We start from the raw sequence: 15,078 nt of genomic DNA, 5'->3' as shown, positions 1-15,078 counted from the left end.
GCCCAGCATCCGGCATCGGAACTCCAAGGGACCCGGACCGGCGCCCCGCTGTCGGCATCGCCACCCACGGCCCGCCCGGGCGGGGAAGGGGCGGCGGCGCGCCGGTGCCGACCGGAGTCCCGTCGTCTGTCGGCCGTGCGCGGCGTTCCTTCCCGGTTGCCGCTTGCGAATGTCCGGAAACATTCGCTCTCGCGTCTCGCCGACGGATGTCCGGAAACGCCCGGTGCCGGGCCGGGGCGTGTGGTTGTAACGTCCCCGGCGGCGAGTTACTTTCGTTAAGTAATGCATTGTGCATCGATTTGGAGGAGATCGCCGTGAAGGTCGCCGTGGACGGTGCGAAGTGCTGCGCAGCAGGCCAGTGCGTGCTGGTCGCCCCGCAGGTCTTCGACCAGCGGGACGAGGACGGAGTCGTGGTGCTCCTGCAGGCCGAGCCGGCCGACGAGATGCACGAGGCCGTCGAGGAGGCGGCGCAGGTCTGCCCCGCGGCGGCGATCACGCTGTCCTGACACCCGCCAGGAGGCGCTGAACACCGCTCGCCGTCGAGTCGTTCGCCGCGAGCAACGGCTCGTCGCCACACCGAGGAGGGAACCACATGACCGAGACGCCCACCGCCCCCAACGCCTATACCGAACGCCGCGCGTCAGGCTGCCCCTTCGACCCGCCCCCCAACCGGTCACGGCTGCTCAAGGAGGAGCCGGTCTCCCGTACCAGCCTGTGGAACGGTGCGACGGCCTGGCTGGTGACCCGGCACACGGACCAGGTGGCGCTCCTGCGCGACCAGCGGATCAGTGCCGACAACCGCAACTCCGGCTACCCGAGCATCAGTCCCGCCGCGGAGGCCACCCGCCTGCACAACCAGACGTTCCTGACCATGGACGAGCCCGAACACAGCGAACAGCGCCGCAGGTTCACCGGCGACTTCTCGGTCAAGCGCGTCGCGGCCCTGCGGCCGCGCATCGAGGCGATCGTCGCCGAACTGCTGGACGCGATGGAGAAGGCCGGGCCGCCGGCCGACCTGGTCTCGGCGTTCGCGCTGCCGCTCCCGTCACTGGTCATCTGCGAACTCCTCGGCGTCCCCTACGAGGACCACGAATTCTTCCAGCGGGCCAGCGCCGTCATGATCGACACCCGGAGCAGTCCGCAAGCGGCCCTGGCCGCCTCCCAGGAGATGGTCGACTACCTCGGCGACCTGGTGGAGGCGAAGGAGAAGAATCCCGGCACCGACCTGCTCAGCCGGATCGCCGTGCAGTACCTGCGCACCGGCACCAGCGACCGCGACGAGTGCGCCAAGCAGGCCCGGCTGCTGCTGGTCGCGGGCCACGAGACGACGGCCAACATGATCGCGCTGGGCACCTGCGCCCTGTTGCAGCACCCCGACCAGCTCGCCTCCGTCCGGGACGCGGGCCCCGACCGGGTGGCCGGAGCGGTGGAGGAACTGCTGCGCTATCTGACCATCGTGCACTCGGGACGACGGCGCGTCGCCCTGGCCGACATCGAGCTGGACGGGCACACCATCCACGCGGGCGAGGGAGTGATCCTCGCCAACGACGTCGCCAACCGGGACCCGGAGATCTTCGAGGATCCGGACCGGCTCGACATCGACCGCCAGGCCAGGCGGCACCTCGCCTTCGGTTCCGGCCCGCACCAGTGCCTCGGCCAGAACCTCGCGCGGCTGGAACTGCAGATCGCCTACCCCGCCCTGCTCCGCCGCTTCCCGGGACTGCGACTGGACCGGTCGCTGTCGGAGATCCCCTTCCGCGACGACATGGCCGTCTACGGCGTCTACGAGCTGCCCGTCGCCTGGTGAGCAACGCCGGTGGCCCGCGCCGACGGGATCGGCCGGTGAGCGCGGGCGGCTGACACCCGTCCGCGCGGGCCGGTCCCGCCCGCGGCCGGCGCGGGGCACCGAATCCCGTCGGCCGATCGTTCCCGTACGACCGGTGAACCGAAGAACCGGCGTCCCGGTTCGACCGGCGAGCCGGTGACCGCGGCCGTACCGTCCCCAGTCGAAGGAGCACACATGTCGATCGACGCCGAGCGCACGGAGCGACGCGGAGCTGACCGGACCGAGCCCGGGCGCAGCCGGACGCGCCGGCCGGAGCGGATCGCCGGCCGTTCGGCGTCCGACAAGGAGGTGTGAGATGACCGGACCCGCACAGGTGGTCGTCGTCGGTGCCTCGGCCGCCGGACTGGCCACCGTGGAAGGGCTGCGCAGGCGGGGCTTCACCGGCCGGCTGACGCTCATCGGCGAGGAGGCCGACGTTCCCTACGACCGTCCGCCGCTGTCCAAGCAGGTGCTCTCCGGAGCCTGGGAACCCGAACGCCTCCGGCTGCGCGCGCCCGAGGCGCTGGCGGCGCTCGACCTCGACCTGCGGCTCGGACAGCGGGCGGTGGCACTGGACACCAGGCGGCGCCAGGTCGTGCTGGCCGGCGGCGAGCGGGTCGGCTACGACCAGGCGGTCGTGGCCACCGGAGTCCGCGCGCGCCGCCTGCCGGGTGCCGGAGCGTGCGAGGGCGTGCATGTGCTGCGCACGCTGCGGGACGCCCTGGACCTGCGTGCCGCCCTGGGCGTCGGCCGGCGACTGGTCATCGTGGGCGGCGGCTTCATCGGTGCCGAGGTGGCCGCGGTGGCCAGGCAGGCCGGCTGCGAGGTCACCCTGGTCACCGACACCGCGGTACCGATGGGCACGGCCCTGGGCACGGAAGTCGGCGGCATGCTCGCCGAGGTGCACGCCGAGCGCGGGGTGCGGATCGCGACCGGTTCCGTGGTCGAAGGGGTGCTGACACGGGACGGCCGGGCCACCGGGGTACGGCTCGCCGACGGCCGGACGCTCGACGCCGATGCCCTGCTGGTCGGCATCGGGGCGCGTCCCAACGTGGAGTGGCTCGCGGACAGCGGGCTGCCGACCGGTGACGGTGTGGAGTGCGACGCCACGCTGTACGCCGGCGGCGGCGTATGGGCCGCCGGTGACGTCGCCTCCTGGCTGGACGGGGCGACCGGGCGGCGGCTGCGCGTCGAGCACCGTACCAACGCGGGTGAACAGGGACTCGCCGTGGCCCGCAACATCCTCGCGGGCCGTGGCGGGGCCACCGCGTTCACCACCGTGCCCTACGTCTGGTCGGACCAGTACGACCTGAAGATCCAGGTCCATGGACAGACCAGGGGCGCCGACGACTTCCGCGTGGTGGACGGTGGCCTGGCCGAACGCCGGTTCACCGCGCTGTACGGCGCGAAAGGACAGGTCTGCGCGGCCGTGGGGGTCAACATGACCAAGCCGCTGCGCGCCCTCCGTGCCCTGGTGGCCGCCCGCACCCCGTGGTCCGACGTACCCGACGCCCTCTCCTCCCACTGAGATCCGAGCCTGCCGTCACCGGGCAGCACGAAGTGCCGTGCCCGGTGACGGCGCCCTGCCGGGTCAAGGGAAACCAGGTGCGGGACACCGGAACCGCTCGCCGAAGGCAACCGCTCGCCGGAGGAGCCCACTTGCCGAGGACACCCGTCGGCGAGCGGGTGCCTTCGGCCCGGACCCGCGCCGTGCGGGCGGAATTGCCGCCTCGGCCGCGCCCCGCTCACATCCGCTTCCGAGTCCGTACGCAGTGCCCCTGAAAGACTCGCGGAGCACGTGCGTATCCCCGGTGCGTTCCGACGCCGCGCGCCGTCCTGCCCCATGACGCCCGCCGAGCGGACGCGTGGGCGCACGTACGGCCTCGACAGCGCCACCACCGCACCTTCGGGGACACGAAAGCCTCTTCGGCCACGAGGTGCCCACTGCGTCCGGCGGCGTCGGCACGCACCTCCGCGACAAGGAGGCACCACGTGAACCCACTGAACAGAGCCGGCCGGGCGACCAGGGCCGCCGTGCTGTCGGCCACCGCGGCCCTGGGCCTGGTCCTGACCCTGACCGTCGCCGCGCCGGCCCAGGCCGACCCGGCGCCGGGACAGCCCCTCCCGCCGCTCGTCGGGGTGTGCTCGGACACGGTCACGCCGGTCCTCGACGCCGTCGGCGCCGGGCACTTCGCCTGCTTCGGATCGACCGGCTCACCGGTCATCAAGACCCGTGGCATCGGCTGCCTGATCCCGCGCCCGAACGGCTCGTCGGCCGCTCTGAACGCGCTGCGCTCCGACATCGACAACGGCACGCACTGCCTGGACTTCGCCGGCGTCACCCGAGGGCCCCTCGGCAGCTCCCGGAACGACCTGAGCTGGATCGTGTTCGCGGTGGACGGAGTGACCGCGGCGGTCCGTGGCGACAGCCCGCTCGACGGCCGGTCCTTCACGGTGACCGAACTCCGGCAGATCTACACCTGTCAGACCACCCAGCTGAACGGCGTCACGCTGAACCCGAAGCTGCCGCCGCTCGGCTCCGACACACGTAGCTGGTGGCTGTCCACACTGGGCCTGAGCGAGAGCGGCGTGGGCGCCTGTGTCTCCAGCTCCCCCCAGGAGAACGACGGGACCGGCCTCACCGGCCCGGGCGACATCATGCCGTTCGCCATCTCCAGCTACCTCGCCCAGGTGAACTGGGTGGAGCCGGACACCCACGGCGACGCCGTGGTGCTGCCGATGGACAGCGTGGAACCGATCAGCTCGGCGGGCACGTTCAACACCGGGTTCCCGCACACCCGGCAGGCATACGTGGTCGCCGAGACCGCGCGCCTTTGACACAGCGACATCAGCGAAGCGTTCGTCGGGCCGACGTCGTACCTGTGCGGCGACCCCTCCGTCATCGCGCTCTACGGCTTCGGGGAGGTGAGCGACTGCGGCACGGTCGTGGCGACCGGCTGACACTCTTCTCCCGAGAGCCGCCGGGTGTCGACGGGGGCCCGGCGGCTTCGGGGCGGGGCTGCCCCGGTGCGAGGGCTGGTGGGGCGCCGTTCCCTTCCGGCCGGTAGCCTGCCCCGAACCCGCGAGAGGATCACCCTGACTCGGCGAGCAGGCGGCATGGCACGGCCCGTTCCACCGCTCGGCCGGCGCCGTCCGGTGCCACCTGATGGAGGCGGGCAGGCGGCCTGCGGGTCACCGCCTGCCATGCGGACACCTCCTCGGCCGACCGGCCCGAGAGGAGCGGACGGTGCCCTGAACGATGCCCGGTGACCGACGCCCTCCGCAAGACACATCTCACGCCAGGTTTCCGCACGCGCCTCCCCTCCGGTGTTCAACTCATTGCGGATCGGGGCGATTGTGGGCCCGGTCGCGCTTCACCTCTTGACGATGCTGGTCCGGACCTTTAGCTTCACGCCTTAAACAAAGTCCTCGGAATGCGCTCAACGCCCTTGAGTCGCAGGGGTGTTGGGACCGCCTTCCGCCATCTCCGCGTGAAAGGCCAAACCCCCAATGGCCAGACCACTGCCCGCGATCGTGTCCCTCGCCGCTCTCGCTCTCTCCGCCGGCCTCCTCACGGCCGCCCCCGCCCAGGCCGCCACCGGCACCATCACCGGCCTGGGGGGCAAGTGCCTCGACGTCGCCGGCGCCAGTTCGGCCGACGGCACGGCCGTCCAGCTCTACGACTGCAACGGCACCGCCGCCCAGCAGTGGACGGTCGGCTCCGACGGCACGATCCGCGCCCTCGGCAAGTGCCTGGACGTCACCGGCAATTCGACCGCCAACGGAGCCAAGGCCCAGCTCTGGTCCTGCGGCGGCGGCGCGAACCAGAAGTGGACCGTCACCGCCGCGCACGACATCGTCAACCCGCAGGCCGACAAGTGCCTGGACGTCACCGACAACTCGTCGGCCAACGGTGCCCGCGCCCAGCTCTGGTCCTGCACCGGCGCCGCCAATCAGAAGTGGACCGCACCCGCCGCCGACGGCGGCGGCAACCCCCCGACGGCCGCCCCCATGGCCGTGGCGCCGTACCTCTACAACGGCTGGGGCAGCCCGCCCAGCCCGACCACGATCACCAACGCCACCGGCGTGAAGTGGTTCACGCTCGCCTTCGTCCTCAGCAACGGTTACTGCAACCCCCAGTGGGACGGCGGCCGGCCGCTGACCGGCGGCGTCGACCAGCAGACCGTCAACACCGTGCGCGCGAACGGCGGCGACATCATTCCCTCCTTCGGCGGCTACAGCGGCAACAAGCTGGAGAGTTCCTGCTCCAGCGCGGGCGAACTCGCCGCCGCCTACCAGAAGGTGATCAACGCCTACGGTCTGAAGGCCATCGACATCGACATCGAGGCCGACGCCTACAGCAACCCGACCGTCCAGCAGCGCACGGTCGACGCGCTGAAGACCGTGAAGACCAACAACCCGGGCCTGAAGGTGTACATCACCATCGGCACCGGACAGAGCGGCCCCGACACCAGTCTGATCAACCGGGCCGCCTCCTCCGGCCTGACCACCGACGGCTGGGCCATCATGCCCTTCGACTTCGGCGGTGCCGGCCAGAACATGGGCAACCTCACCGTGCAGGCCGCCGAAGGTCTCAAGAACGCGCTGAAGAACGCCTACGGCTACAGCGACGACCAGGCGTACCGAAACATGGGCATCTCCTCGATGAACGGCATCACCGACAACAACGAGACGGTGACGGTGGCCGACTTCCGTACCATCCTCGCCTACGCGCAGCAGCACCACCTGGCCCGCCTGACCTTCTGGTCCGCCAACCGGGACCGCCCGTGCACCGGCGGCCCCGCCGACAGCTGCTCCGGCGTCAGCCAGTCCGCCTGGGACTACACACGCGTCTTCGCCGCCTACACCGGCTGACAGAAGCCCCCACCATCGGCCGACCTGTTCGGCAAGGAGGATTCGTGTTCCGACTTCCGCGCTCCGCCACCAGACCCCTGGCCGCAAGCCTGGTCACAGTGGCGGCCGCGTCCTTCCTCTCGGTCGCTCCGTCGAGCGCGGCGACCACCGGGTCCGCGGCGACCACCGGGTCCACCGCGGCCTCCGCGGCCGCCGCCCTGCCCACCGACTGGGCCACCGTCGTGAACGCGGCCGGCGGCAAGTGTCTCGACGCCAGGGCCGCCGGCACCGCCAACGGCACCGCGGTGCAGCAGTACACCTGCAACGGCTCCACCGCCCAGCAGTGGAGTTTCACCGCGACCAGCGACGGCTACGTCCGCATCAACAACCGCAACGACGCCGCCCAGAGCGTGGACGTGACCAACGTGTCCACGGCCGACAACGCCCCGATCCAGCTGTGGACCTACGGCGGCGGCGCCAACCAGCAGTGGCTGCCGGTCGACGAGGGCGGCGGCGCCTACCACTTCGTCAACCGGGGCAGCGGCAAGTGCCTGGACGATCCGGGTGCCTCGACCGCCGACAGCGTGCAGTTCGTGCAGTACACCTGCAACGGCAGCGCCGCCCAGCGCTTCCAGGTGGCCCCCGTGACAGCTCCGCCCTCGGACGGTGTGGACCTCGGCCCGAACGTGGTCGTCTTCGACCCGTCCATGTCGTCCGCCACCATCCAGAGCCGACTGAACTCGATCTTCCAGCAACAGCAGACCAACCAGTTCGGCTCCCAGCGCTACGCCGTCATGTTCAAGCCGGGCACCTACAGCGCCGACGTCAACGTCGGCTTCTACACCCAGGTGCTCGGACTCGGCCTGACGCCCGACGCGGTGACCGTCAACGGCGCGGTGCACGCCGAGGCCGACTGGTTCCAGGGCAACGCGACCCAGAACTTCTGGCGTGGCACCGAGAACCTGTCCGTCAACCCGACCGGCGGCAGCGACCGCTGGGCGGTCTCGCAGGCGGCGTCGTACCGCAGGATGCACCTGCGCGGCAACCTCGCGCTGGACGACGGCGGCTGGTCCAGCGGCGGCTACCTCGCCGACAGCAAGATCGACGGCCAGGTCAACTCGGGCAGCCAGCAGCAGTGGCTGACCCGCAACTCGCAGCTGGGCAGCTGGACCGGGTCCAACTGGAACATGGTCTTCGTCGGCAGCCAGGGCGTTCCCGCCACCAGCTTCCCCAGCCCGCCGTACACGACGGTCGCACAGAGCCCGGTCACCCGGGAGAAGCCCTTCCTGTACGTGGACGCGTCCGGCAACTACCAGGTGTTCGTCCCGGCGCTGCGCACCAACTCCACGGCGACCAGCTGGGCGAGCGGAAGTCCGGCGGGCAGTTCGCTGTCCCTGGACTCCTTCTACGTCGTGAAGCAGGGCTCCACCGCCGCGCAGATCAACGCCGCCCTGGCCGCGGGCAAGAACCTCCTGGTCACCCCGGGTGTCTACCATCTCGACCAGACACTGAACGTGACCCGCCCCGATACGGTCGTGCTCGGCCTCGGTCTCGCCACGTTCGTGCCCGACAACGGCGTCACCGCGATGAAGGTCGCGGACGTCGACGGCGTGAAGATCGCCGGTGTCCTCTTCGACGCGGGCACCACCAACTCCTCCACGCTGGTCGAGATCGGCCCGGCCGGCTCCTCGGCCTCGCACGCGGCGAACCCGACCTCCCTGCACGACGTGTACTTCCGCGTCGGCGGCGCGGGCGTCGGCAAGGCGACCACCAGCCTCGTCGTCAACAGCGACAACGTCATCGGCGACCACATGTGGATCTGGCGCGCCGACCACGGCAGCGGCGTCGGCTGGACCACCAACACCGGGGACACCGGACTCGTCGTCAACGGCGACGACGTCACGATGTACGGGCTGTTCGTCGAACACTTCCAGAAGTACCAGACCGTCTGGAACGGCAACGGCGGCCGGACCTACTTCTTCCAGAACGAGATGCCCTACGACCCGCCCAACCAGGCGGCCTGGATGAACGGCTCCACCCAGGGCTACGCCGCCTACAAGGTGGCCGACTTTGTCACCAGCCACCAGGCGTACGGCCTCGGCAGCTACTGCTACTTCAACGTCAACCCGAGCGTGACCGCGGCGCACGCCATCGAGGCACCGAACAACGCGAACGTGCGCTTCACCAGCATGGTGACGGTCTCCCTCGGCGGTACGGGCACCATCAGCCACGTCATCAACAACACCGGAGGCCCGTCCAACTCCGGCAGCAACGTCGCGAACCTCAGAAGCTATCCGTAACCGGCCGATGGCCGGGCCGGCAGGACCGGTCCGGCCGCCGGCGCTCCGATCGGCGTGGGGGGGGGGGGGGGCGGGGGGGGGGGGCCCCCCCCCCCCCCCCCCCCCCCCCCCCCCCCCCCCCGCCCCCCGCCGCCCCCCCCCCGGGGGGGGGGGGGGGCGAGAGCACGGGGGGGCCGGGCGCCGCCCCGGGGGGGGGGGGGGGCCCGCGGGGGGCCCCCCCCCCCCCCCACGCCGGAACGCCGTCAGCCGCGCCGCCGTGCGTGGGCGGCCTCGAAACGGGCGACCCAGTACGCCGTGCGGTCCAGGTAGGCCGTCTGCGCGTGGACGCCCTTGCGGCCGTAGGCACCCTCGTACGAGAGGTAGTCGAGGGAACCGGGGGTGTCGGCCGTGGCCGGCTCGATCTGGGTGCCCTCGTGCCACTCGTTGAACGAGGTGATGCTCACCCAGTCCGGCACGGCGTCCTCGTGCCCGCTGGCCAGGGCGTACTCCCACTCCAGGTCGTAGGTCCGCCCCTGTGCGCGGTCCAGGGTGGGCGTCGTGTTCCCGGGGACGGCCCGGTCGTCGAGGTAGCCCGGGCCGAGCGAAGGCGCCCACACCATGCCCCGCTCCGCGCAGAACGCGGCGACCTGCGTCCAGTCCGGCTTGTTGGCCGTGGCGATCGCGTCGTACGTGTACACACCGCCGAAGTCGCCGATCCGGGTGAGGTCCCAGGTCTGGGCCATCACGATCGCCTGGTCCTCGACCTCGTGGAGCGGTGACCAGTCCACGGTCAGCAGACTGTTGAAGACGTAATAAGCGCAGCGGTTCCCGTGGTCCGCGGCGCGGTGGAACGCCGGGTGGTCGCCGTACCGCTCGGTGATATAGCGGATGTCGGCGACGACCGACGTGGCGTCGCGCCCCTGGTACGGCTCGATGTGCCAGGCCACCTGGAGACCCGCGGCGGCCGCGGCGTCCAGGACCACCGGCGCCATCCGGTCCTCGTAACTGCCCTGCCCCCACCAGCTGCTGACCAGGACACCGGTGCCCGCCTGCCGCAGCCAGCGCATGTGCCGGTCGACGGCTCCCCGGCGGTCACCGGAGTCGTAGGCGCCGAGCAGCGGGTAGTAGTTGGAGCTGATCCCGTCGGGCGGGGTCAGCGCGCCCTGCTGCCAGTGGCGCCACTGCCCGTACACCTGGGGCGAGCCGTACCACGGGTAGTAGAAGATGTGCGCGCGCGGGGACACCTTGCGCGGGCCGGCGGCTGACGCGGTGCCGGTGCCGGCCGCGACGGCGGCCGTCGCCGCGGCACCGGCGGCGATGAAGCCGCGCCGGGACAGGCGTCTGGGATGTGCGGTCATCCGGGTCGATCTCCTTGGTCGGCGGGACGGGAGTGGCGCGGGGTGAAACCGAGCAGGTCCGCGCAGGTCTTCGTGTCGATCAGGGACGCGCGGCCGGGCAGCGGCGCGAACGCCGGTACGCCCGGGTGGTGTCGCTGGAGCAGCTCGGAAGTGGGCAGCGGGGAGGAGGTGTCGGGCGCCGCGACATTGAGGACGTGGCAGCCGGTGATGTCGGCCTCCACGGCACGGCGGATCACGGCCGCCGCGTCCCGGGTGTCCAGCCAGCCCCACAGGTCGTGCCGGTGGGCGCCGGGATCGGCGGCGACCTCGGCCAACTGCTGCGCGAGCCGCTGCCCGGTCCCGGTGAAGGGGAAACGCAGGCACACGATGTCCGTGCCCCACCGCAGACGGGTGCTGCGGGCCGTCTCCTCCAGGACCACCTTGGACAGGCCGTACGGGTCGCGAACGAGGAGCGGGTGGTCCTCGTCGAGGGGCACGTACTGCGGTGAGACGGGCACCGGCGACCAGGCGAGCCCGACCGCCGCGAGGCTGGACGCCGCCACGATCCGGTGTGCGCCCGCCCGTCCGGCCTCGTCCAGCACCCGGTGTGCGGTGAGGCAGTTGGTGGCGAACAGGGTGCTGGGGTCACCCGCGTTGGGGTGGGGGATCGCCCCGAGGTGGACGACGGCGTCCGCGCCGGCCACCGCCTTGCGGACCAGCTCGGCGTCCTGCAGGTCGCCGACGAGCACCTGGGCGGTGGCCGGGGCGTCGAACGGCACGCGGTCCGTGAGGGTCAACTCGTGTCCCGCGGCGGCCAGTTCGCGTGTAGCGAATCCCCCGATGTGCCCCGCGGCACCGGTGACGAGGACGCGCATCAGCCCTTCACCGCCCCCACCAGGCCGTTGACGAAGTACTTCTGGAGGCACAGGAAGAGGAGGATGACGGGGACCACGACGATGAGGGCGCCGGCCATCAGGTTGTTGTAGTGCGGCACGTTCTCCGAGGAGAGCGACTGGAGGCCGATCGGCAGGGTGTAGGCGGACGGGTCGTTGAGGGACACCCGGGTCAGCAGGAACTCGTTCCACGTGGGGATCGCCGTCAGCAGCGCGACGGTGATCAACGCGGGGCGGACGAGCGGCAGGTAGACGAATGCGAAGATCCGCAGCTCGCCGGCGCCGTCGACCCGAGCCGAGTCGCGCAGCTCTCCGGGCACCGCGGTGAACGCACCCGTCATCAACAGGATCGAAAGCGGCGCGCCCCCGTTCACGAACGGCAGGACGAGCCCCCAGTGCGTGCCGAGGATGCCCATCTTGTTCTCCAGGAGCACGATCGGCAGCATCACCGTGATGCCCGGGACGAACAGCAGCGAGACGAACAGCTTCTGCAGCGCGCCGCGCCCCGGGAAACGCAGTACCGCGAAGGCGTATCCGGCGGCGGAGTAGAACGCCACCGTCAGCACGACCGTGTACAGGGTCACGAGGAGGCTGTTGACGAAGAAGTCGAAGAAGTGCAGTTCGTTCCAGGTGTCGATCAGCGTCTGGAACGTCGGGTGGTGCGGGATCAGATGTCCACCGCTGACCACCTCGACCTGGTCCTTGAACGCCGCCGACACCATCCACAGGAACGGGTACAGGCTGACCAGCGCGTACAGGGCGAGCAGCAGGCCCACGACGACCCGGGCCAGGGCCCGGCCGGACGGCGGTCGCAGGGCGGGGTGGCCCGCACGGGGACGGGCCGTCGATATCGATGTCATGTCTTGCTCCGCAGCGCTCGCAGGTTGATCAGGGCGAGGACGAGGGCGACCGCGAACAGCAGCCAGCCCAGGGCGCTGGCCAGGCCCAGGGTGGGGGAGAGGTTCTTCAGGAAGGCCAGGCGGTACGCCTCAAGACCCAGCACGTTGGTGTGGTCGCCCGGCCCTCCGTTGGTCATCACGAGGAAGGTCTGGAACCCCTGGAGCGCCTCGCGCAGATTCAGCAGCACGACGATCGCCGTGATCGGCCGGACCAGCGGCCAGACCACGGACGCATTGGTCCGCCACCAGCCGGCGCCGTCCAGTTCGGCGGCCTCCAGCACACTGCGGTCGATGCCCTGCAGACCGGTCAGGTACAGCAGCATCGCCACGGGCACGTGTCCCCACACGAGGACCACGATCATGGTGGGCATGGCCGTGGAGGGGTTGCCCAGCCATCCCTGCGGCTGCTGAAGCGAGCCCAGACCCAGGCCGCTGAGCAGGCTGTTGATGGCGCCGTCCGGTTGCAGGATGTACTGCCAGGCGAAGAACACCGCGACGCCGCTGGTGACGTACGGCAGGAAGTACACCGAGCGCAGCACACTCTGGAACCGCTTGACCTGGTTGAGCAGGACCGCGAGCGGAAAGGACGCGATGACCGTGAGGGCGGGAGCCGCCAGCATCACCCAGAAGGTGTTGACGGCGGCCTGCCGCAGCCGTGGCGCGTACACGGGGTCCTGCCACAGCAGGTCCTTGTAGTTGCCCAGGCCGACCCATTCCCAGTTCGGGGCGAAGCCGTTCCATTTGGCGAAGGACAGGACGAAGCCGTAGCCGACGGTGTAGAGGCCCATCACCAGGAACAGGACGACGGCCGGCGCGACGAACAGATAGCCCGTGAGCGCCTCGTACCTGCGATCCCTGCGCCGCCGGGGTGCGTTCCCCGCAGCCGCGGCGCGGTCCTTCGCCACTCTCGCGGGGAGTGTGGGCTGGACCGTCACTGGCCGGCTGCCTTCCAGTACGATTGGTTCAGCTCGCTGATCTTGCGCGCGGTGTCCTCGACGGAGGCACGCTTGAGCGGGGTCAGGTCGGCGAGGATGTCGCCGACGTCGTTCTGCTCGTAACCGGGAGCCTGGATGTCCTGGTTGAGGTTGGCGTCGTAGGTGGTCTCAGGCGTGCCCTTGAAGGTCTGGAACATGGAGTCGAGCGTCGGGCCGAGCGCCTTCGCGGAGTCGGCGCCGAGGTCGGTGGCGGGCAGGTCGGTGGCGTCCGTCGCGAACTGGGCCGCGACCTGCTTCCCGGAGAGGAACTCCATCCACTTCTTGGCGTTCTCCGGCTGCTTGCTCGCCGAGTTGAGCGTCATACCGGTCAGGGCCATCGGCGCGAGCGACAGGTCGGTGACCGCGCCGTTCTTGGGGGCGGGCAGACCGAAGGCGTAGACGTCGTCCGGCTTCATGCCGTTCTGCTGGAGGAAGGCGAGCGTGAACGTGCCGCCGACGTCGAACGCGGCCTTGCCCTGGGCGAAGGTCTGGTCCGCCTGGTCGACGTCGAGGGACTGGGTGCCGGGTGTCCAGTACGGGGTCAGCTGGTCGTACAGGGAGAGCGCCTTGACGCCGTTCGGCGAACCGAAGTCGGAACTCTTGTCCTTGCCGAAGAGGTTGTCGTAACCCTCCTTGCCCAGCTGTGCGAAGGCGAGCGGCTGGAGGATCCAGTTCAGGCCGGGTCCTCTGGCCTTCAGACCGGTGGTCAGGCCGCCGTTCTTGGGGTCCTTCGCCGTCGTCGCCTTGAGGGCGGCGAGCAGGTCCTCCCACGTCTTCGGGGCTTCCTTGATGCCGGCCTCGGCCAGCTTCGCCTTGTTGGCGTAGACGATGCCGAACGTGCCGATGGTCAGCGGGACGCTGTACCGCGCGCCCTTCTCGATGCCGTTGTCCGTGGACTTCGAACTGCGCGACTTCTCGTAGCGCTCGGGGGTGACGAGGCCGGAGTCGTGCACGGAGGACTGGATCCGGTCGAGCCAGGCGCCCTTGTAGTCGTCCTTGAGGTCCGCGGCGATGCCGGACGCGCCGAGCACACGGTCCTCGCCGTCGGAGTGCACCTCCAGGACATCGGGCAGGTCGCCGGTCTTCGCGGCGCTCTGCACCTTGGTCATGTATGCCTCTTCGGGTGTGAACGCCTCGACGCTCACGGAGATCCCGGTCTCCTTCTTGAACTCCTTGGCGGCGTTGCGCAGCGCCTGGACGTGGGACTGCTTGAAGGTCCACATCTGAAGGCTCTTGGAGTCCGATCCTCCGGAGCCGCTGCCGCCGCAGGCTGTCAGCGAGGTGAGCGACAGGGTGGCGGCCACGGCGGTGGCGACGTACTTGACCGTGCGGGAAGCTGATATACGCATGAGCCCCTACCTAGGGTCGACCGTTCAGAAGGCCGAATGGCGTTGGAGTGACTGAACTTAGGCTCGCCTTGATATAGCGTCAAGACGCAGGGTGGGATTAGGTGTCGGGTGAAGGTCCGGTCGGCGTCTGGGTGGGAAGCGGAGGGGCAGTGGAATCGGTGACGGATACCGCGCAGGGACGCAAGGGTGACGAGGTCAAGTCGGCGGCCCGGGTGCTGGAGGTTCTGGAACTGCTCGGGCAGGACGGCGCCCGTCTCTCGCTCGCCGAGATGGCGAGCGCGATGGCCGTGCCCAAAAGCAGCCTGCACGCGGTCCTGCGCACCATGCAGGGGCGGTGCTGGGTGGACGTCGATCCCTCCGGCACGCGCTACAGCCTTGGCCTGAAAGCCCTGCTCACCGGCACCGCCTACCTGGCGGGCGACGACGTGGCGAGCCTGGCCGGGCCGGTCCTCGACACCCTCGCCGAGGAGACCGGCGAGGCCGTGCATCTCGGCAGGCTCGATGGCACGCACATCGTCTACCTGGCCAAACGCGAGTCGCGGCACGCGCTGCGGATGTACTCGGCGGTGGGGCGGGGGGGGGCGGGCCCCCCCCCCCCCCCGGGGGGGGCGGGGGGCGGCCCCCCCCCCCCCCCCCCGGTGGCGCCCCCGCGCGCCAGGGCCCGGGTG

General features: G+C 70.7%; 12 protein-coding genes. 7 read left to right on the top strand and 5 right to left on the bottom strand.

What is annotated here, in order from left to right:
* Window positions 1-314: 314 nt before the first annotated feature.
* From ACFY2B_RS39490 to ACFY2B_RS39465, 6 genes are all read left to right on the top strand, one after another.
* On the top strand, window positions 315-506 hold the full coding sequence (locus ACFY2B_RS39490; RefSeq protein ID WP_390767914.1) for a ferredoxin: 192 nt from the start codon (window positions 315-317) through the stop codon (window positions 504-506).
* A gap of 86 nt (window positions 507-592) precedes the next feature.
* Entirely contained in the window at window positions 593-1,807 is a 1,215-nt protein-coding gene (locus ACFY2B_RS39485; RefSeq protein ID WP_390767886.1) for a cytochrome P450, read from the top strand.
* 334 nt (window positions 1,808-2,141) lie between these two features.
* Entirely contained in the window at window positions 2,142-3,353 is a 1,212-nt protein-coding gene (locus tag ACFY2B_RS39480; protein WP_390767885.1) for an NAD(P)/FAD-dependent oxidoreductase, read from the top strand.
* A gap of 464 nt (window positions 3,354-3,817) precedes the next feature.
* Window positions 3,818-4,663 (top strand): hypothetical protein, encoded by an 846-nt coding sequence (locus tag ACFY2B_RS39475; protein ID WP_390767884.1) that lies wholly within the window; start codon window positions 3,818-3,820, stop codon window positions 4,661-4,663.
* Between the two features lie 672 nt (window positions 4,664-5,335).
* Window positions 5,336-6,700, top strand: coding sequence for an RICIN domain-containing protein (locus ACFY2B_RS39470; RefSeq protein WP_390767883.1), 1,365 nt, complete (start codon window positions 5,336-5,338; stop codon window positions 6,698-6,700).
* Between the two features lie 44 nt (window positions 6,701-6,744).
* On the top strand, window positions 6,745-8,979 hold the full coding sequence (locus ACFY2B_RS39465) for an RICIN domain-containing protein (protein WP_390767882.1): 2,235 nt from the start codon (window positions 6,745-6,747) through the stop codon (window positions 8,977-8,979).
* 242 nt (window positions 8,980-9,221) lie between these two features.
* Here the strand turns inward: ACFY2B_RS39465 and ACFY2B_RS39460 are convergent, their stop codons facing one another.
* The 5 genes from ACFY2B_RS39460 to ACFY2B_RS39440 are packed head-to-tail and all read right to left on the bottom strand — an operon-like array spanning window position 9,222 to window position 14,410.
* The gene (locus ACFY2B_RS39460; RefSeq protein WP_390767881.1) at window positions 9,222-10,316 is read right to left on the bottom strand and encodes a glycoside hydrolase family 99 protein; all 1,095 of its coding nucleotides are present in this window, start codon (window positions 10,314-10,316) and stop codon (window positions 9,222-9,224) included.
* Window positions 10,313-11,170: an NAD-dependent epimerase/dehydratase family protein gene (locus tag ACFY2B_RS39455; RefSeq protein WP_390767880.1), complete on the bottom strand. Its 858-nt coding sequence runs from the start codon at window positions 11,168-11,170 to the stop codon at window positions 10,313-10,315. Before ACFY2B_RS39455 ends, ACFY2B_RS39460 begins: the two co-directional genes overlap by 4 nt.
* Window positions 11,170-12,048, bottom strand: coding sequence for a carbohydrate ABC transporter permease (locus tag ACFY2B_RS39450; protein ID WP_390767879.1), 879 nt, complete (start codon window positions 12,046-12,048; stop codon window positions 11,170-11,172). The genes ACFY2B_RS39455 and ACFY2B_RS39450 overlap by 1 nt, the downstream gene beginning before the upstream one ends.
* The gene (locus ACFY2B_RS39445; RefSeq protein WP_390767878.1) at window positions 12,045-12,992 is read right to left on the bottom strand and encodes a carbohydrate ABC transporter permease; all 948 of its coding nucleotides are present in this window, start codon (window positions 12,990-12,992) and stop codon (window positions 12,045-12,047) included. The genes ACFY2B_RS39450 and ACFY2B_RS39445 overlap by 4 nt, the downstream gene beginning before the upstream one ends.
* 26 nt (window positions 12,993-13,018) lie before the next feature.
* A complete protein-coding gene (locus ACFY2B_RS39440) occupies window positions 13,019-14,410 on the bottom strand; it encodes an ABC transporter substrate-binding protein (RefSeq protein ID WP_390767877.1) in 1,392 nt (463 codons plus the stop codon).
* Window positions 14,411-14,559: 149 nt separating this feature from the next.
* Between ACFY2B_RS39440 and ACFY2B_RS39435 the strand changes: the two genes are divergently transcribed.
* A partial coding sequence (locus ACFY2B_RS39435) for an IclR family transcriptional regulator (protein ID WP_390767876.1) occupies window positions 14,560-15,078 on the top strand: 519 nt, incomplete at its 3' end.

The sequence above is a fragment of the Streptomyces sp. NPDC001270 genome (genome assembly GCF_042896695.1).
Taxonomy (GTDB): domain Bacteria; phylum Actinomycetota; class Actinomycetes; order Streptomycetales; family Streptomycetaceae; genus Streptomyces.
The sequence above is the reverse complement of the archived record's forward strand: the minus strand, read 5'-3'. Positions and strand labels throughout refer to the sequence as shown.

Bases quoted from the DNA above. Each gene is read 5' to 3' on its own strand.
- ACFY2B_RS39485 (WP_390767886.1), top strand. From the start codon at position 593: ATGACCGAGACGCCCACCGCCCCCAACGCCTATACCGAACGCCGCGCG.
- ACFY2B_RS39480 (WP_390767885.1), top strand. From the start codon at position 2,142: ATGACCGGACCCGCACAGGTGGTCGTCGTCGGTGCCTCGGCCGCCGGA.
- ACFY2B_RS39470 (WP_390767883.1), top strand. From the start codon at position 5,336: ATGGCCAGACCACTGCCCGCGATCGTGTCCCTCGCCGCTCTCGCTCTC.
- ACFY2B_RS39460 (WP_390767881.1), bottom strand. From the start codon at position 10,316: ATGACCGCACATCCCAGACGCCTGTCCCGGCGCGGCTTCATCGCCGCC.
- ACFY2B_RS39455 (WP_390767880.1), bottom strand. From the start codon at position 11,170: ATGCGCGTCCTCGTCACCGGTGCCGCGGGGCACATCGGGGGATTCGCT.
- ACFY2B_RS39450 (WP_390767879.1), bottom strand. From the start codon at position 12,048: ATGACATCGATATCGACGGCCCGTCCCCGTGCGGGCCACCCCGCCCTG.
- ACFY2B_RS39440 (WP_390767877.1), bottom strand. From the start codon at position 14,410: ATGCGTATATCAGCTTCCCGCACGGTCAAGTACGTCGCCACCGCCGTG.